General features: G+C 44.3%; 16 protein-coding genes. 3 read left to right on the forward strand and 13 right to left on the reverse strand.

The annotated features are described in order from the left end of the window. Positions 1 to 161 precede the first annotated feature (161 nt). Both ACLWOR_RS09405 and ACLWOR_RS09410 read right to left on the reverse strand, forming a co-directional pair. Positions 162 to 1,250 (reverse strand): hypothetical protein, encoded by a 1,089-nt coding sequence (locus ACLWOR_RS09405; protein WP_413940444.1) that lies wholly within the window; start codon positions 1,248 to 1,250, stop codon positions 162 to 164. Positions 1,251 to 1,320: 70 nt separating this feature from the next. Continuing rightward, positions 1,321 to 1,746 carry a hypothetical protein gene (locus tag ACLWOR_RS09410; protein WP_413940445.1) on the reverse strand — a complete coding sequence of 142 codons (426 nt, stop codon included), beginning with the start codon at positions 1,744 to 1,746 and terminating at the stop codon, positions 1,321 to 1,323. Positions 1,747 to 2,026: 280 nt separating this feature from the next. On the opposite strand from ACLWOR_RS09410, the gene ACLWOR_RS09415 reads away from it, so the two are divergent. Continuing rightward, a complete protein-coding gene (locus ACLWOR_RS09415; RefSeq protein ID WP_413940446.1) occupies positions 2,027 to 3,880 on the forward strand; it encodes a hypothetical protein in 1,854 nt (617 codons plus the stop codon). Positions 3,881 to 3,916: 36 nt separating this feature from the next. Here the strand turns inward: ACLWOR_RS09415 and ACLWOR_RS09420 are convergent, their stop codons facing one another. The 10 genes from ACLWOR_RS09420 to ACLWOR_RS09465 form a co-directional block, all read right to left on the reverse strand. Next, positions 3,917 to 4,213, reverse strand: a complete 297-nt coding sequence (locus tag ACLWOR_RS09420; RefSeq protein WP_413940447.1) for a hypothetical protein — start codon at positions 4,211 to 4,213, stop codon at positions 3,917 to 3,919. Between the two features lie 403 nt (positions 4,214 to 4,616). Then, a complete protein-coding gene (gene hemH, locus ACLWOR_RS09425) occupies positions 4,617 to 5,615 on the reverse strand; it encodes a ferrochelatase (RefSeq protein ID WP_413940448.1) in 999 nt (332 codons plus the stop codon). Then, entirely contained in the window at positions 5,608 to 6,810 is a 1,203-nt protein-coding gene (locus ACLWOR_RS09430; RefSeq protein ID WP_413940449.1) for a protoporphyrinogen/coproporphyrinogen oxidase, read from the reverse strand. Before ACLWOR_RS09430 ends, hemH begins: the two co-directional genes overlap by 8 nt. Continuing rightward, positions 6,807 to 8,156, reverse strand: a complete 1,350-nt coding sequence (gene hemN, locus ACLWOR_RS09435) for an oxygen-independent coproporphyrinogen III oxidase (protein ID WP_413940450.1) — start codon at positions 8,154 to 8,156, stop codon at positions 6,807 to 6,809. The genes ACLWOR_RS09430 and hemN overlap by 4 nt, the downstream gene beginning before the upstream one ends. After that, entirely contained in the window at positions 8,153 to 9,172 is a 1,020-nt protein-coding gene (locus ACLWOR_RS09440) for a uroporphyrinogen decarboxylase family protein (RefSeq protein WP_413940451.1), read from the reverse strand. The genes hemN and ACLWOR_RS09440 overlap by 4 nt, the downstream gene beginning before the upstream one ends. Before the next feature lie 14 nt (positions 9,173 to 9,186). Next, complete coding sequence (locus ACLWOR_RS09445; protein WP_413940452.1) at positions 9,187 to 9,864, reverse strand: response regulator transcription factor; 678 nt, start codon at positions 9,862 to 9,864, stop codon at positions 9,187 to 9,189. Continuing rightward, entirely contained in the window at positions 9,861 to 10,709 is an 849-nt protein-coding gene (locus ACLWOR_RS09450) for a sensor histidine kinase (protein WP_413940453.1), read from the reverse strand. The genes ACLWOR_RS09445 and ACLWOR_RS09450 overlap by 4 nt, the downstream gene beginning before the upstream one ends. Positions 10,710 to 10,714: 5 nt before the next feature. Further along, positions 10,715 to 11,998 (reverse strand): glutamate-1-semialdehyde 2,1-aminomutase, encoded by a 1,284-nt coding sequence (locus ACLWOR_RS09455; RefSeq protein ID WP_413940454.1) that lies wholly within the window; start codon positions 11,996 to 11,998, stop codon positions 10,715 to 10,717. Continuing rightward, positions 11,983 to 13,470: a hydroxymethylbilane synthase gene (hemC, locus tag ACLWOR_RS09460; RefSeq protein ID WP_413940455.1), complete on the reverse strand. Its 1,488-nt coding sequence runs from the start codon at positions 13,468 to 13,470 to the stop codon at positions 11,983 to 11,985. Before hemC ends, ACLWOR_RS09455 begins: the two co-directional genes overlap by 16 nt. After that, the gene (locus ACLWOR_RS09465; protein ID WP_413940456.1) at positions 13,461 to 14,360 is read right to left on the reverse strand and encodes a hypothetical protein; all 900 of its coding nucleotides are present in this window, start codon (positions 14,358 to 14,360) and stop codon (positions 13,461 to 13,463) included. The genes hemC and ACLWOR_RS09465 overlap by 10 nt, the downstream gene beginning before the upstream one ends. 130 nt (positions 14,361 to 14,490) lie before the next feature. On the opposite strand from ACLWOR_RS09465, the gene hemB reads away from it, so the two are divergent. Both hemB and ACLWOR_RS09475 read left to right on the forward strand, forming a co-directional pair. Beyond that, entirely contained in the window at positions 14,491 to 15,474 is a 984-nt protein-coding gene (gene hemB, locus ACLWOR_RS09470) for a porphobilinogen synthase (RefSeq protein WP_413940457.1), read from the forward strand. Positions 15,475 to 15,667: 193 nt separating this feature from the next. Next, positions 15,668 to 16,630, forward strand: a complete 963-nt coding sequence (locus ACLWOR_RS09475; protein ID WP_413940458.1) for a hypothetical protein — start codon at positions 15,668 to 15,670, stop codon at positions 16,628 to 16,630. Here the strand turns inward: ACLWOR_RS09475 and ACLWOR_RS09480 are convergent. After that, positions 16,614 to 17,468, reverse strand: coding sequence for a diguanylate cyclase (locus tag ACLWOR_RS09480; RefSeq protein WP_413940459.1), 855 nt, complete (start codon positions 17,466 to 17,468; stop codon positions 16,614 to 16,616). The genes ACLWOR_RS09475 and ACLWOR_RS09480 overlap by 17 nt on opposite strands. Between the last annotated feature and the right edge of the window lie 104 nt (positions 17,469 to 17,572).

Here is a 17,572-nt window from a genome sequence, read left to right on the forward strand (position 1 = left end):
GGATAGGGTTTTTGTGTTTGTTTGAACAAAAACAGTTCTACCGGGAAGTGAATGAAGATTACAGTTAGAGGCAGTTAGAAGAATAGAGGTCGACGTCTACAAGTTCGACACTTGAAGATCTGGAGGAGCCTTTCGGCGGTCCTCGTTCTATTTAAATAATTTTAACCAACTTCAAGGGCCTCGCCATCCACGATGTGATAGCGACCTTCGATCAATTGAATGAGGCCCGGTCTTTTTTTACGCAGGCGATTTAAGAGGTTTTTAAGGCGATTTTCAGCGGCTTCTAAATCAATTTTTTCACCGTAAAGGTCATCTATAATTTCAAACTTATCGCGAGGACGGCAAGAAACCAGGCACACCAAACGGTCTTCCATGTCTGTTAGCGGCTCCATCGTACCATTTTCTTGATAAGCCAATCTCTCAAGCCAGGTTGGATGTAAGGATGTTTGATCAACACCCGCTTCATTTTGCATGATCACTTGCTCAAGTGCTTTCACGCCGGCTTTCACTTCCGGATGTGAAGAGCTCCGCAAGCTTTCAAAATCAACAAGCGCCTCCCTGAATCGTTTCATATCACACAAAATATGACAGCGATTTAGAAGAGCGAGTTGTTGATGGTGAGTTCCAGGACAACGAGATAACAGTGTTAACGATCGATTCGCATAGCGAAGCGCTGACGTGTAAGCTTTCAACTTTTGAAACTCGCGCGCAACATTTGTCAATGCCGTTCCCGAAACTTCCCAGTTTCCAATGGCTTTCGCACGACGATAGATCAAGCTGAATTCCGCAAAATAAGCACGTTCCGGAACGGCTTTCGTTGAAGCTGAAATATAGTTATGGAGTGCCTTCAAAGATTTTTGCTGAGCACCCAGACGTGCAAGCTCAACATATGAAGCGTGGTAATAATCTTTGGCGTTCACATACTCGCCGCGGATCTCACTAGCAAATCCGCAAACAAAATGAATTTCACCGGCCCATTCAGGATGGACGGATAAAAGGTCCTTGGCCTCCTGAAAAAGAACTTCACTGATCACCCGCTCACGAATTCCGAGGCGCAATTTTAAGAGCGTATGCAAAAGGGGAGAGGTCTTGGTTTTTTCCTGTAACAAAATCAAAGCCGAAATATCGCTGCGCAAATAAGCTTGAAGAATCTCTGCATAAGTCGAAAGTATCATATCCTCTCGGACCTCTTCTTGAATCAAAAAGAGTTCATCCAAAGGTGCTTCAATTAACTTAATAAACGCGTTCATTTTCGACCTCTTTATACGGAAAAAGGGGATCTCGTCAGATCCCCGGTTTTCATACAATTTAAGCTTCTAATTACTGACCCAAAACAACGTTAACCTCTTGGCGCAACACTTGGATGCGTTTTGCAAGGGAAGCGTTGGCTTTTTTTGCTAGCGCTACGTTCAATGAATCATCGATGGCTCTTAATTTTTGCTCTTCAAGATCTGCAATCATGCCCAGTTTTTTGATCATGCCTTGAGAGTCTTCAAGTGCGGAAAGTTCGTCTTGCATCGCATAGATTGCATCGATTTGAGTTCTGATCGAAGCCATAGCGGTCTGCAGTTCCGCAGCTGCAATTTTACCTTCCGTGTTTTCAGCTTGAATATCAGCTTCAAGAAGGGCTTCTTCCGCTTCTGCTGCATCTAGCTTTCCGCCAGTCATATCAATATCTGTCGCCAAAGCTTTAAGTGAACCCAAAATCATCATTGCTGCCATCGCCCAAATAACTGCCTTTTTCATATGCTCTCCTGTTTGAAATTTTCATTTCTTAAACCTAGAGTGCGAAGGCTGTGCCGCAAGAGCGCGACTATACGAGGAAAGAGATATGAATCGACCTTCGAGAGACAAATTAGGTCCATCGCCTGTCAATAGAACCAGCGTCTCACTTTGAGAATGGAGAAGACATACTTGTTTAGGGGATAAACACCTGTCGAACAGGGATGGCAAAGTTGTCTATATATATGTCTGAGCTAGCGTATATCGGAGGTGAGTCGGTCCCAGGTTTGCTTTTTAGGTTTGTATGAAAAAATCAATCATCTCAGCAATTTTGTCGGTTTTTGTTTTCTCTAATCAGGCCTTTGCTCAAACCACAGAGTTTTGGACCGGGAAAGTTGATTACTCCAAATTGAATAGAGATCCGGAAGTAATTGAGAGCGAAGATTATAATATGTTGTTACTCCTAGCATCAGGTGACGAGGTTCTTCGCGACAACCTGATGAAAATGATTAAGAAAAAATATCGTAAAAAAAGTGAACCGGTCATCCGGGGGAAGTCAGCGCCGTTCTTAGCGCGTATTCAATCTTCGTATTATGATGAAGCGACAAAAAAATGGGAAACTGTTCAGGGCCTCGGATCTTTTGTGAAAGTAAAAATTGACGGTGTTATACGCTCAGCAGTTATCACCGTTTCGCATTTGACTCAAGGTCAGCAGCTTCGAATCTATGATACAAAAAATCGATTGGTATCGATCCAGCCAGGAATGCGCCTTGCTAACGTCGATAAAGACGTGGAGCTTATCATTTTGAAAGACGATGTCGAAACACCGTTAATCGAACATGATAAGTTTGGATTGCTGGCGACAGAGCCACTGAAAATGAAACCTCTGGCTGATGATATGGATATTCCTGACTATGATCGGATCTATGTATCCAAGAAACAACACGTACCAATATTAAAATCTTTGCTACCACAAAATTCGGCGGGTCACACTGTCTATACATTTTCTCAGAATCGCGAAGATATTCTTCGTAGATATATCAACGAAAACAAAACTAAAAATGCATTAAAGTCGGTTCAGGAAGCCATGATCATGATGGCTGACATCTGGGATCGGGACGGCGTTTTACAGGAGCAGTTGGTTGGCGGAGGTTATATGGCGGGAGCACGAATGTTGCCGGGTCTCAGTGGTGCACCCGTCATTCGTGACATGCCTCTCTCTGTGTTTTTATGGCAAAATCAGTATGTCTATTTTATCGAAGGTCTTGTGCAAGGACATCATAGAATCGAAAACAAATCTTATTTTGTAGGTGTACGCTCACTAGTTAAAATTATAAAGGACTTCAAAAAAGGATTGCGCAATTATACCAGCAACACGCGCTGGCGAATGAAGAACCGAATGACCTTCCGTGATTTTGGTAATGGGATTCTTGAAACGAATATGATCAAAACCCCATCGGGAAGTTTCTACAAAGGTGATAGTGGCAATGCCATCTCAGTCGATGGAGATTACGATCCGTCGGCATCTGGCTTTGGAATTGGCATGCAAAACGGTCTTGGCAATAACATCGTGGGACAGTTTGTGCAAATCAATGGTCTAACCTTACCGGTGTTGGCAGATCCTCAGCTTAAAACCGGATTGCCTGAGGGAGTTGAAGTCACAACCAGCTTTGGAGCCAAGCAAGATCTTTGGAGTCTTGCGAAAATGAAGTATCAGTTCCGAGATCAGGTGACAGATATGATCTCGCCGTATGAATGCTTTTACCAAGTCACTGATAAGGGCATTGATCTACAAATTAATAAGTTTAAAGGTGATAATTTACTCAACTGGCATGGTAACAGGACTGATCTGCAAAAAGGCTTTGATCAAAATACAATGCTTGTTCGCAACCAAAAAAGTAAATCTGCTGTTGAAATTTCAGGTCTATTTCTGACCGACATGACGAGCATTGGGAATCAGGGTAATCCGCGCACGGCGGGTGCGCCGACAGTGATTATTCTTCCAAGAGATGGCGTCGAAGCTTCAAGAGTGGGATGCTTTCAAAGTGCTGAAGAACGTAAATACGTGTTCAATAAATATAGTCATGATTTTATGAAGGGTTTTGAAGAACTCATTGGCAAAGACATGGGACCAGTGCCATTGCCATTTGGTAGATAAAAAAGAGGCCGAGATTTCTCTCGGCCCCACATCAAATTACATTCGCAAAAATGGATTGCGAACTTGGGCTTCTAACTGCTCAGGTGTCCTCTCCACAGTTTTAGCAAACTCCGGAGATTCCCAGCGCACAAGTGTCGGTCCTTTGAACATCAATGCTGCAAGTGCAAGCACGACTCCCATTAATTTGTACAAAATGTACATGAGGAAGCTTGTTACATGACCGGCCTTTTTTACGCTTTCGATAGACACATCAGCAGAAGTTTCGACGAGCCTTAATAAAACTTGCTCGTTATAGAATTCCCATTCTTTCTTTTTACGCAATAAAGCGTTCATAGCTTCCTCCTGGTTGATCGTGCTCGCAAAGCGCACATGCGAAGGCCATCGCAAGACAGCTTGTGCGAGAGTGTTTAGTTAAAAATTTCTTTGTGAATTCAAGACGTAAGCGCACGTAAACGAAAGTGTGCGAACGCAAGAGTTCTAATAATAAATTAAAATTGTGACGGGGATCTTAATTTAGAATTGAATGTTGGAGGCCAGGTCAAGTGCGTGTCCTACAACTGTCAGTTCTGTTTTCTTAATCATGATGCTCATCATGGCCTCCTTTCATTGAGATACTTTCAATATCGGAGATTGATTCAGAAAAGTAAACGGAAATTTTTGAGAATTACAAAAATATATTTTTTCGATCTAGTTCCACGGTGGAACTGACATCACTAAATCTGTGAAATTTAAATGATTAAATGAGTTTTTGAAAGTTCGTGATCCAGTGATCTTCATCATTCACGCACGGTATAAGATCAAACTCTTCACCACCATGTTCGGTGAAAAGTTCTTTCCCACCCATGCCGATCTCTTCCAGGGTTTCGATACAATCAGCAACGAATGATGGACAGATCACGGCGATTTTTTTTCGTCCGGATTCGGCAAGGACCTGCAAACTGTGATCTGTCGCGGGTTTTAGCCACTCGCCACGTCCGAGGCGCGATTGAAATGAAACACTCCAATGACTTGCAGGAATATGCAGTTTCTGTGCAATTGCCGAAGCCGAAGCAAAACATTGAGCGCGGTAACAAGGTTTATCGCACGCATTTTTTTCGAAACAACAATCTTCCGAACGCAAACATCCATGAACTTTGCGGACTTGGCTTTCAGGCAATCCGTGAAAAGAAAAAAGATAATGGTCGACTGTTTTGTTACGCAAAGATTCTTCAATCATTTTTGCAGACGAGTCGACAAACGGTGGTGCTGCATAGAAATAAGAAAGAGCCTGAGTTTTGATTGGCAATTTCATCTTTTGCAGCAGGCGTTCAACTTCTTTTAAAGACGAACCCGTTGTTGCTTCTGCATATTGTGGATAAAGGGGAACCAAAAGAACGTCTTCAATACCTTCGTTGGAAAATTCACGCAGAGCTGTTTCAATTGAAGGATCACTATAGCGCATGCCGATTTTAACTGAATAACGATCACCAACAGCCTCTTGCAACTTCTTGGCAAAGTTCACCGTGTGAACAAGAAGGGGAGAACCACCTTCCATCCAGATTTTTTTATAGTTGCCAGCAGAGTACGAAGACCTGCGCGGAACAATCATGCAGTTCACGAGAAACCAACGCGCTAAAAACGGAATATTGATAATATCTTTATCCATGAGGAAAGTACGAAGATACTTTTTTACGTCAGAAACTTCGTATGACTTGGGACTGCCGATATTAAGAAGTAACAAACCTTTTTTAGACATAGTTCTTTGCGAGCTCCTCTGCCAAGCGATCACTGCGCTCAAGTATCTTACTTAATCCCAATCCACCCAAGTAATTTCCGTGTAAATAGAGATGCGATGGAGTTGTCATCGTATGCAGTACTTTTTCGAGTTGTACATCATAACAAGGAAGGGCGCGATCCCAACGATCAATGCTTGCATGGACGATTTTATCCGAGCGTTCGAGCAACTGCCGACGTTCTGACAGAATAACATCCAAGATTTCTTGATCGGTTTTTTGCAGCAAGGCCTCGACATCTTTGCCACCCATGATCCAAGTTTCCGTATAGGTCTGATCACGTTCAGCAAAGATATAGGAATTCATCAGGATTCCCAGAGTTTTAAATCCTAAAGATTGAGGAACCAGGCAGCCAAAACCTTTATAAGACTCCTGGGCCTTATCAAAGAATAGCTTTACGCTCACCACTGACGACATATGAATTTTTGAGAGCCAGCTTGAAACGTCTGGATAAAGATCGGCAGTGATTTTTTGCGCCGCTGAGGCCGAAGTGGCGAGCACCACAGGGCCTGAAACTTCTTCCAATGAGCCATTAAAGTTCAAATGAATGCGTACACCTTTTTCAAGCAAGCGTTTTTCTAGAGCATTAATGAGATCTTGAAGACCATTTTTTCCCGTTAAAAGACCTTTGTACTTTTCACGATTTTTCGAGAAAAGAGGACCTAAGATCAGCGAGGCGCTTAACGATGAAATCTCCGAGGCGTAAATTCCCTGCATCGCAGGTTCTAAGAGAAACTGAGTGGGTGCTTCACCTAAATGGTGAAGTCCCCAGGATTTCAAAGTTTGTTCTGGATGAGGTTTGAGATTTTCTCGTTTAAAAAGTGCGACAGGTAAAAACTTAAAAACAAAACCTAAGCTTTCAAAAAAAGAAAGGGGCCATCTGCGAGGGCTGCCGCGAAAAATATAACGTCTTTTGGAGTCTTCGCGAGTTAACTGGGGTGTAATACCTAACTCGGCAAACAACTTTTCCGCGCGCTCAGTACGAATTAAGGCATTGGCCGCTTTTTCTGCGAGGCCATACGGTGTGATCTCCGTTCCTAAAAGTCCGCCCACACGAGAAGACTTTTCGTAAAGATCGACCTGAAACCCTTTTTCAGCGAGCCTCAGGGATAAAGTCATCCCCGCAAAGCCCGCCCCCACGACGGAAATTTTCTTCATATAGACTGTGAAAATACTTTTGTTTGAGGTTGTTTCAATTTCAATCTCTCATCAAAGAATACACAAACATTGCGCAGGAAGGGACGACCTTCTTCGCGAACTATCAGTTTGTGGTCTTCAATAAACACCAGACCATCTTTGATCATTTCCGCCAAGAAATCCTTCGCCAGGTCCTCTTGTTGTTTATCAAGGAATGAAACTTCAAACTGAGTCATCAATTTTAAAATTTGTTCGCGGCGAACTTGATCTTCTTCCGTCAACACGTGACCACGCAAGGTTGGCAAACGGCCTTCATTTAGCGCAGCTTCATACAGCGGCAAGACCTTTTCGTTTTGATGGAAGCTTTGCGGAGTTTCAGAGATAGAAGAAACACCCAAGCCCAACAAAACGTCCGTGCGCTGATCCGTGTAACCCATAAAGTTACGGTGCAAGCGTTTTTCATCCATAGCCAAGCACAGGTTGTCCGTTGGCAAGGCAAAGTGATCCATACCCACTTCTTTGTAACCCGCTTCAATCAAGATACCGCGAGCAATTTCATATAACTCACGTTTTTCAGAAGCCTTTGGCAAGTCTTCGTCTTTGAAAAGACGTTGTTGTGGTTTGATCCAGGGAACAAGAGCAAAGCTGTAAAGCGCAATACGATCCGGTCGCAATGCCACAGTTTTTTCAGCCGTATCGCGAATAGAATCCGGAGTTTGTTTCGCCAAACCATAGATCAAGTCAAAATTCACAGATGTATAACCCATCTCGCGGGCTTCGCGAGTCAGTTTTTCCGTAATCTCGTAAGGCTGAATCCGATTCACCAAGCGTTGAACCTCAGGATGGAAATCCTGAACGCCCATGCTGACACGATTGAAGCCCAGCTCGCGCAAAGCTTTCAATTGAACTGCTGTTGTACGGCGAGGATCGACTTCAATAGAGCCTTCAAAATGTTCCTGATCAACTTTTACTTTTTCCAGGATCGCTTTTAACAAACGCACCAGGCTGTCTGCCGAAAGGAAGGTCGGGGTTCCGCCACCCAAGTGAATGTGCTTCAGCGGAGTTGTCATGAGCTCGGGAACTGCCTTTAAATACAACTCCCATTCTTTAATCAGATTGTCGACGTAAGGAGTTTCTCTTTTGTGATCTTTCGTGATGATGTTGTTGCAACCACAGAAAGTACAAAGAGTCTCGCAATAGGGAATATGCACGTACAAAGACCATCCACTGGAAGATTTTTGTAACGTCGTACGAAGATGCGAAACCCATTGATCGGTTGTGGGATTTGTTTCCCAGTAAGGAACAGTTGGATAAGACGTGTAGCGTGGAGCGGGAACATCATACTTAGCTAATAGATCTTTCATCATGATAGCACCTCACGAACATGATCCACAAAGTACTTCACATGTTTTTCTGGAGTTTTAGGTAAAACACCGTGACCAAGTCCGCACACCCAACCTGCGCGTGCAGCTTGAGGCATGTCTTTCATAGGACGAAGCCATTCAGTTAATGATTTTTTAAAGTCCGATTCGTCCATAAACAACAGACCTTGATCAAAGTTTCCTTGAACAAAGCCTTTGTTTTGAACAGAGAAGCATTCGGGAATATAGCAACGATGATCGAATCCTTGTCCTGCCCATGGCAACGACGTAAACGCATCATCAAAGAATGCGCGTTGTGTGCCTTTCGAATAGTAACCGATCTTACCCGGATACAATTGTGCCATTTTAGCAAGGTAAGGTTGGATCCAAGTTTTGAAGAAATGCGGAGACACTTCGCCCGCAGCTGTATCAAAGATCATGACGACTTCCGCGCCACCGTCCAGTTGCAATTGAATATTGGCTTGGAGCAACGGAAACATTTTTTCCATGAATTGAGGAAATAAGGGCGCGAACTTTTTAGAAGCCGTTAAAGAACCGGCGTGTGAGCCTTCAACTGCATAAACGAATAAGGTCCAAAAGCCACCCACAAATCCAATCAAGCTCTTATTCGAAGGTAAAACCGCACGAGTGGCTTTCATGGCTTCTTTTTGGAAAGACATAAATTCGATAGCTTTATCGACCGGTCCTAATTGCGAAATCGTTTCAGGACTTAATTGGAAGCTTAAACGAGGACCATGATCCGTGTACTCAAGACCCATTCCCAAGCCTTCAAGCGGGAACAAGATATCACTGAACAAGATTGAAACGTCAAAATCAAATTCTGCAACGGGGCCCAAAGCGACTTGCGCTGCGACCTCTGGCTTTTTGCAAAGCTGATCGAAAGAATATTGAGTGCGCAAACCTTGATAGTGTTTGTGGTAACGACCTGCTTGGCGCATAAACCAAATAGGGGGGACAGCTTGAGGACGTCTTTGCAAGGTGTTCTGGAAGAGAGTGTTCATAGGAGAGTTCCTTTCTAAGATTCCTCGGGATGTTCCGACCATTGATAGCCGACACCACGAACGGAGCGAATATACTGCTCACCGTGAGTTCCCAAAAGATGGCGAAGTCTGACGATGATATTGTCGATTGTGCGATGGCTGGGATTTTTATCAACACCCCAGATTTCATTCATAATTTCATCACGACTGAGCACGCGAGGTGCTTTGTCGATCAAAAGCTGCAAGATCTTCATGTCGGTCACCGGCGGGTACTCAATCGCTCCCGTTTTCTGACGAACCGACATGTCGGTAAAATTAATAAAACAATCTCGCAGTTCAATTTCGCGAACAGGCACATGGGCTTCCAGCACATGGTGCACGCGAATCAAAAGTTCTTTGAGGTGGAAAGGTTTTGGAATGTATTCAACGGCCCCTAACTCAAAGCCTCTCAAGCGCGATTCGGCATCAGCTTGAGCCGTGAGAAAAATAAAGAGCACGTTAGAAGCTTCTTTAATTTTATTGGCAAGTTCAAAGCCATTTCCATCGGGAAGGCCGACATCCAAGATCACCAGATCAAAATCTTTTCTCGAAGAAAACAAGGTCCAGGCTTCTTGAAGGCTGCGACCCCATTCCACGTCGTATTCTTTTTTAAGACGCTCTTGCAGAGTTTCGCCAAGGGAAAGGTCGTCTTCGACTAAGAGGATTTTTCTCATAGACGGCCCCCTACGCGAAGGGTGCTGATAAAGCCTTCTTTGTCAGTTGAGTTGAAAGAAACGTCACCACCCATTTTTTCAAGAAGTCTTTTGGTGATCAGAAGGCCAATGCCGTTTCCACGAGGGTCTGTTGAAACAAGAATATCAGAGCCTAGCTTGTGAAGAGCACCTTTATAACCTAAGCCGTTGTCTTGAATGGCAACTTCAAGACGGGAATCTGACAAGGCTTTTACCTTGAAACGAACGATGGATGCTTTGCCGTGTTGAACGGAATTTTGCAAAAGATTGCGCAATACACTGATCAAAGCTCTGCGATCTCCTAAGATCATCGCATCTTTTTCAAGTTCAATGGAAAGATCTGGAAACTCATTTCGTAGTGTCGTTACCAAAGACTTTAAAGAAACTTCTTCTTGGTGAGTTGTTCCGTTGTCCAAGTTCGCCAGTTGCAGGGAGTTTTCTAGTTGCAAATCCAAACGATGAATATCGTTGACCAGGCGTTTTAGAACCGGATGAGCTTGGCCATGCAGCTCTTCTTCTAAAACTTCCGCCTGCAAACGCAAACGTGCAATCGAAGTTTTAATATCATGGCTAAAAGTCGCAAAGAAAAAGAGCAAACGCTTATGACGGCGTTGATCGCGATAACTAAAAACAATCAGAGCAATGCCACCAATGAGAATGGCTGCCAGCAAAATTGATCCTTCCCACGCAAACATGGTGTGGGAAGTCGACTCTGTCATTTTGAAAAGGAAAAAGACCCACCACCAAGCAACCAATGAAAATGTAAAGGCGAACCAGACGATCGCCAATACGGTTTTCAGATTTTGCTTAAGGATCTTTGTAATCATCTTAGTTACTCCGCAGAAGAAATAATTTTCTCAGCTGCTTCAGCCAAAATTTCATCCGTGTGGGCCCAAGAAACAAATCCCACTTCGTAGGCGTTTGGTGCCAAGTAAACACCTTTGTCTAAAGAAGTAAGGAACAATTTTTTAAAATTCACGCCTTGGTTAGCAGGAATTTGTTCAATTGTACGAATTGTTTTGTCAGATTTGCCGTGAATCCAGAACAAAGAAGCTTCTGAAGACACTTGCAGTGGTAAACCTTTTTTATCAAAGCCCGCTTGCAAAGACTTCACGAATTTCTGCGTGCGCTCTGACAAAACATTCCAACCGTTCACACGTTGCATTTTTTGTAGAGTCACAAGACCGGCGCGCATACCCACCGGGTTGGCACTCAAAGTACCAGCTTGGTAAACGTCGCCGCTGGGAGCAACAAGGTTCATCAAATCTGCACGACCGCCATAACAACCAACAGGAAAACCACCACCGATGATTTTACCGTAAGTCACGAGGTCTGGGCGAATACCAGTTTTACCAACCATGCCATCAAGGCCAACGCGGAAACCTGAAATCACTTCGTCATAAATCAAAAGACTGCCGTGTTTTTTGCAAAGGTCTGCGACCTTTTTCAAAAATTCAGGGCGCTGGACAAGCAATCCATAGTTGGCCGGAAGTGGTTCAATAATAACGGCTGCGATTTCTGAAGCGTGAGCTTGGAATACGGCTTCCAATGCGGCTTCGTCATCAAGTGGAGTTACCAAAGTTTGTGATGCCACTTGTGCGGAAATACCCGCACTTGAAGAAGCCGCAGCCCCCGCAAGTCCGCTTCCGGCTTTTACCAGCAAGTTATCGACGTGACCGTGATAACAGCCTTCAAATTTCAAAATTTTATCGCGACCAGTTGCTGCACGCGCCACACGAAGAACACTCATCACAGCTTCCGTACCAGAAGATACGAAACGGAGCTTTTCCATGAAAGGCAAAGTAGAAGTGATCCACTCAGCCAATTCCAAAGAATAAATTTCTGTCGCACCGAAAGTCCAAGCCGTGTCCACCATTTTGTGAACAGCTTCTTTCACTTCAGGATCCAAGTGGCCAAGGATCAAGGGCCCAAAGCTTTGGCAGAAGTCGATATATTTTTTATCTTCAACAGAGGTTAGATAAGCACCTTGTGCGCTTTTAAAGAAAACCGGAGCACGGTCTAAACCTTTGAAAGAACGAACTGGAGAGTGAACTCCGCCCGGAGCTACTTTAAGGGCTCTTTGAAAAAGTGATTCTGAGTTCATTCCTTCGTGCATTGCTTTCTCCAATCATCAGCATCCAAGAAAATAAATAAGCGATTTGAATCTTTCAGTTGAGAACGAATCATTTTGGAAGTGTTGCCAGGGCCGCACGCATGATACTTCGTCAAAAGTTCTGGCGAAGTTTTTACGGCTTCAAGAAATTGACTGCCGCTGCTCCAAAAGAAAAATTCTTTCCCGCTAAAAGAAGAAACATCGAGTTTGAAATCCAATTGGTAAGTGGCTACCACCGGAAGTCCCTCTTCTTGCGCACTTTCCTGATGAGAAAGTTTCACCCAAGCAAGTGGCTCACTTGCTAAGATCTCAACACGAGCTTCTTCTTGTTCTCCGAGACTCTCGGAAGAACCATGCACCCATATACCTTTCTCAGCGAGCTTTTTCCAGGTTTTAAGCCCTGCAGTCCACACAATTTCGTGAGTGGTAAAGCCTTCTGGCCACGCTTCTGCACGAGCGACGAAATAGGCATTCTTTCCAGTCGGAAGGGACGCATTATTAGGAACTCTTTGTGTCGCAGGCTTTTCGAGCCACAACTGATTGGCATTAAAGCGAGGAGGAGGAGTTTTCTGACTCAAGGTGTTTTCAAGAAGGATGCGGCCCTGATCTGTTTCGCCACGCAACCAAGTGATTTGGCCATAAGGGCGAGACAAAACGGCAACACCGATTTTTTGATGGCAACCGCCGCCAAAGCCTGCCAAAAGATCGCGTTCTTTTTGCGCGCATTCGAAAGTCGCTGCGTGGTTGAGCTTTTTAACGATTTCCAAAACTTCGGGACGGTGAGCGCCAACCTCGATCGCCAAAGCTCCTTGAGCTGCGGCATTGGGATTTACTGATAATGGTAAAACCACGTAATCAAGTTGATTCAAGTAGGAACGAAGCAAAGCTTTCACTTCAGAAAACTCCGCTTGAGAAGCCGTCAATAGTCGGTCCAAGGCCGCTTTCGCTACGATTAAACCGTCGACTTCTGTACTTTCTAAAAGTTTACGAATACGAGTTGGAATATTACCGCGAACACTTTCAAAAGAAACTTGCTCAAGATTCAATGGTAGATGGGATTTAAAGAACGCCTTCAGGTTGTATTCGCGACGAGGCGAAGAGCTGAACACGCGCAGAGATTTCTTTTCGCGGATTCCTGCGATGTGCGCTTTTTTAATCAAAAGAAGATCGCGTTGGTCGGCGCGAGGCAAGGTTGCGGCGATAACCGTGTCCGATTTGTGTTCTGTAGGAAGGTCTTTCCAAGAATGCACAACCATATCGGTTTCACTGCGGATCAGCTCACCATAGAAGTCCTCAGTAAAAACACCTTTTTGCGGAATTTTCCAGAGAGGGTCCGTGAGGTTGATATCACCGAGAGATTCTTTGAAACGATATTCAATTTCAAGACCGGGGTTTTGGCTCTCGAGAGCTTCACCTACCATGTATGCTTGTAAACGTGCGAGGTCACTTTTTCTTGCGGAAATCCTTAAGCGCATAGATCGTCCCAACCTAAAGGACGAAGCTCAGTTCGTTGCATAAAGGCTTGGGCTTTTTCGAACAGTAAATTCTTAAGAGTCGTGATTTTATTGTGCGTGTCTTTTTTCGTCTCTTCGATCTCAGCAAAAAATTGCTGAAGGCTTAAATACTTCACATGTGGAAACTGTTCCGCAATCATATCTGCCAGACGATTGTCCTCACCACGCAAGTCACAAACCGCTAGAGGGCGTGTGTCTTGACGACTCATAAGCTCGACGATTCTTTGATCCTCAAGGGGAGCTGCAATAACTAATACTTCGCCATGAATGTATGCTTGATTGTAATTCGAGATATTCAGGTGCGAATATTTATCTGCAAAAGTTTGCATTTTTGCAGGTGTACGGCAGATCAATTGGATTTGGGATTTTGCGGCAACCCAAGGAAGGATTTCAAGAGCCAATTGTCCAGAACCACAAATCGTAACTGAGTTTGCGTCCTTGCTGTATTTGCGAACCAAACTTCCGTAGCTTTGTGAGCCAATACCGACCAAATGCTCTGAACGAGTCTTTTTGACTTCAGAGAAAATAAAGTTGAGCCATTTTTGGTGGTCCCCAAAAAGAGGATCGGAAATTTGTTTGCGTGATTCGACGAAATTTTTGAACTGGCCGAAGACTTCAGTTTCACCCACGATAGGTGAGTGCAAACCGCAAAGAATTTCCAGCAACAGTGAGAAAGCTTTTTCGCCACGAAGCACGTGATCGTCAGCTTCGAAGGCCTCGCTGTTCACAGAATATTCCGCTTCGCTCAAGAACATGATCTGACGGAGGCACGTTTTCCAAAGTGCGTATCCTTCCAAGACCGGCGCGAAGTTTCTATTGGTTTTTCTGTGAACGAGCAGTATATCTTCCATTAATGATAGGTTTATCACTAACCTTTCATTAAAGTGTCACGGAAATGTCATGGCTGCGAAGCGCATATGCTTAAATTATTAGCACGATTTCCGTGAACGCCTCAGATTGAATCGCCCAAGGGAGGAAAACGTGAAACTCACTCAAAGACCCCGTCGAAATCGTAAGACTGAAGCCATCCGAAACATGGTCGCGGAGACAGATTTACGAGTGGATCAGCTGGTTTTGCCACTTTTCCTGGTCGAAGGCAAAAACGAAAAGCAAGCGATTCAATCTATGCCGGGTATTTTCCGTATGAGTCCCGATATGATCCTCGGGGAGGTGGAAAAAGCAGTGGGTCTAGGGGTCAAAACCTTCGACCTTTTCCCTGCGCTTCCAGAAAGCAAAAAAGACACCTACGGCAAAGAGTCTTTGAATCCCAACGGCCTGGTTCCCACCACCCTAAAAATGATTCGCGACAAGTTTCCCGATGTGACCCTGATCACCGATGTGGCCTTAGATCCTTATTCTTCCGATGGCCATGATGGCATTGTGAAAAACGGCAAAATCCTCAATGACGAAACAGTGGAAGTGCTCGCACAAATGTCTTTGGTTCATGCCTTAGCAGGAGCTGATATCATCTCTCCATCTGACATGATGGATGGGCGAGTGGGGGCGATTCGTGAAGCCCTTGATGAGGATGGATTTACGGATGTCGGTATTCTTTCTTACTCGGTGAAATACGCTTCAATTTTTTACGGACCATTCCGTGAGGCCTTGGATTCCGCTCCTAAATTTGGCGATAAAAAAACCTATCAAATGGATTTCCGCAATACCCGTGAAGCTCTTCGTGAAATCGAACAAGATGAGTTCGAAGGTGCTGACATGGTGATGGTAAAACCTGCTTTGAGCTATTTGGATGTGATTGCGAAAGTGAAAGCACACACGACTTTGCCAGTGGCTGCTTACAACGTCAGTGGTGAATATGGTTTGATCAAAGCTGGTGCCAAAGCCGGTATCATTGATGAGACGCGTGCGATGGTTGAGACGCTCTACTCCATTCGCAGAGCAGGGGCGGACATCATCTTTACTTACTTTGCATTACCGATGGCAGAGTGGTTACGTCAGCAAAAATAAATTGCAGAAATACAATCTTGATTCGCAGAATGTGAAGAGAGCCGACCCACAAGGTCGGCTTTTTTTATGGCATACATATTGGAGTATTTGCTCAACGAACTTTTTAACTGATTCAGAGGTCCCTGAATACGCGGTCTTGGTAAAAAAAACCGGACTGTCTAAGTCTTGAACAACCTCTTTTAAGGAAATCGATATGAGTAAAAGACTCCTGCTAGGTTTAATGTCCCTTGTAATGGTCGTAGCTTGCTCGGAAAAAGAAAAACTCGATGACATGCATGATGCAACCAACGACATGCGTGATATCACCAATGAATTATACGATACTCTTCGCCAAGGCGATTCGTTATCTTTGCGTCGTCAAGCTTACGAAGCGATCTTAAAAGCACCAACGCTCTTTAAAAAAATCTCGGAAGCCAACAAATACTTTATGTCGTTTGAGTTCCAAATCTGGAACAAGTTCGGTCAAGATCTGGAAGCCGACAAACGTGCCTTGTTAGGCCAGCAAGCAGCGATGGAGTTTTTCATGGAAATCGAAGAGCTGGCTCCTGCTGATGGCAGTGTAAATCCTCTTGTTGAACCAGAATCAGATGATATCTATTCTGAAAAAAACAGAGAAGCCGCTTTCGACGCCATGGCGGTTTCAATGCACCAACACAACCGCAAACAAGTGCGCGCTTTAAGTCAGTCACCTGAGCAAAAACCAATGAGTATGTATTCAATGATGGAAGAAGCTCTTTTGTCATCCCGCGATCAAGCTCAAACAGGTTATGTGCGTGAGATCTTGGCGCACGAATCAAAAGCGATTCAGTTGCTGCAAGCTCGTTACAATGTTTTCCCATTGGTCTTTATCAATGCGGTTTCTCACATCGGAAATAAGAATTTCTTGGCGCAAGCATGGCAAGTCAAAATGGGTTGGACCTTTGATGTTGAAACTCTCAATGCGACTCAGCTTGAATACTTACAAACAGAAGTCTTGAATCAAGCTTTGGCTTCAAAAAAGCTTTTGGAGAAACTCAACATCAAGCCTGAATTGAACTCTCACGTCGAAGAGCTTTTGACGAAAATGACTGTGAAAAAATCAAATAAGAAATCGGCGAAAACAGCATCTCAAGAGCAACTTTTGAAAGTTCTTGAGCAGCTTAAGCCCGCAAAATAACGCGATTGCGGCCGGAGTTCTTTGCTTCGTAAAGAGCTTCGTCCGCCGTTTCAAAAAGCAAGCGACTGCTCGTCGTTTTCGAAGAAACCAAAGACACTCCCATACTCACAGTCACGCGAATTTGCCCCGAGTTAGCGATGCTCAGACGAAGCTTATCACTATAAGCCATCAACTCGCCTTCGGTTGTATCGCGTACCAGAATACAAAACTCTTCGCCACCATAACGAGCGGCCATCGCATTGTCCGGAAGAGATTCGCGAATACGAGCGGACACGTCCTTTAAAACTTCGTCGCCCACTAAGTGTCCGTGTTTGTCGTTGACCTGTTTAAAGTGATCGATGTCGACGATAATCAATCCCAAACGAGTGGCTGATTTGTTGTCGGCATTTTTAAACTCATCAGAAAGTGCGGTTTCAAAATAGCGAGAGTTATAGAGTCCCGTTTTTTCGTCTGTGACGGAATCTTTGGAGACACTTTTGTAGCGTTCGTGCAGATGTTTTTCAATCGACACGTCTTGCATCGAGATCAAATAATGCACGTCTTGATCAAGACGCACTGGCTGACAATTCACACGCAAAGTCGGATTAATGCCAGAGGGCAGATTCAAGGTGATTTCTTTCTGGTGACCTGTTTCAAGATTTAACACAGAAAAGATCTCTGACGATTCAGGAATGCTCTTGCTTAACGGTGATCCGGGTTTAAGACGACGTAAAGGCGTCCGTAAAATACCCGCGAAAGCTTCGTTGCAATAGATGATTTTCTTATCTTCGCTCAGAATAAGAACGCCTACGGGTAGGAAATCAAAAATAGCTGCATCCGCAAGAAAGATTGGCGTCATTCCCTTAGTCTAAAAAGCAAGACCTAGGGGAGCAAGCGTTAACCGATGGTAAAGACCAAGGTATGTTGAACAGGGGCGAGTTTACTTTTATTAAAAAAAAGAAA

This window comes from Bdellovibrio sp. HCB2-146 (assembly GCF_047345725.1).
GTDB lineage: Bacteria > Bdellovibrionota > Bdellovibrionia > Bdellovibrionales > Bdellovibrionaceae > Bdellovibrio.

Bases quoted from the DNA above. Each gene is read 5' to 3' on its own strand.
- ACLWOR_RS09475 (WP_413940458.1), top strand. From the start codon at position 15,668: ATGAGTAAAAGACTCCTGCTAGGTTTAATGTCCCTTGTAATGGTCGTA.
- ACLWOR_RS09480 (WP_413940459.1), bottom strand. From the start codon at position 17,468: ATGACGCCAATCTTTCTTGCGGATGCAGCTATTTTTGATTTCCTACCC.
- ACLWOR_RS09405 (WP_413940444.1), bottom strand. From the start codon at position 1,250: ATGAACGCGTTTATTAAGTTAATTGAAGCACCTTTGGATGAACTCTTT.
- ACLWOR_RS09455 (WP_413940454.1), bottom strand. From the start codon at position 11,998: ATGCACGAAGGAATGAACTCAGAATCACTTTTTCAAAGAGCCCTTAAA.
- hemN (WP_413940450.1), bottom strand. From the start codon at position 8,156: ATGATGAAAGATCTATTAGCTAAGTATGATGTTCCCGCTCCACGCTAC.
- hemH (WP_413940448.1), bottom strand. From the start codon at position 5,615: ATGTCTAAAAAAGGTTTGTTACTTCTTAATATCGGCAGTCCCAAGTCA.
- ACLWOR_RS09430 (WP_413940449.1), bottom strand. From the start codon at position 6,810: ATGAAGAAAATTTCCGTCGTGGGGGCGGGCTTTGCGGGGATGACTTTA.
- ACLWOR_RS09465 (WP_413940456.1), bottom strand. From the start codon at position 14,360: ATGGAAGATATACTGCTCGTTCACAGAAAAACCAATAGAAACTTCGCG.
- ACLWOR_RS09440 (WP_413940451.1), bottom strand. From the start codon at position 9,172: ATGAACACTCTCTTCCAGAACACCTTGCAAAGACGTCCTCAAGCTGTC.
- ACLWOR_RS09450 (WP_413940453.1), bottom strand. From the start codon at position 10,709: ATGATTACAAAGATCCTTAAGCAAAATCTGAAAACCGTATTGGCGATC.
- hemC (WP_413940455.1), bottom strand. From the start codon at position 13,470: ATGCGCTTAAGGATTTCCGCAAGAAAAAGTGACCTCGCACGTTTACAA.
- ACLWOR_RS09420 (WP_413940447.1), bottom strand. From the start codon at position 4,213: ATGAACGCTTTATTGCGTAAAAAGAAAGAATGGGAATTCTATAACGAG.
- ACLWOR_RS09415 (WP_413940446.1), top strand. From the start codon at position 2,027: ATGAAAAAATCAATCATCTCAGCAATTTTGTCGGTTTTTGTTTTCTCT.
- ACLWOR_RS09410 (WP_413940445.1), bottom strand. From the start codon at position 1,746: ATGAAAAAGGCAGTTATTTGGGCGATGGCAGCAATGATGATTTTGGGT.
- ACLWOR_RS09445 (WP_413940452.1), bottom strand. From the start codon at position 9,864: ATGAGAAAAATCCTCTTAGTCGAAGACGACCTTTCCCTTGGCGAAACT.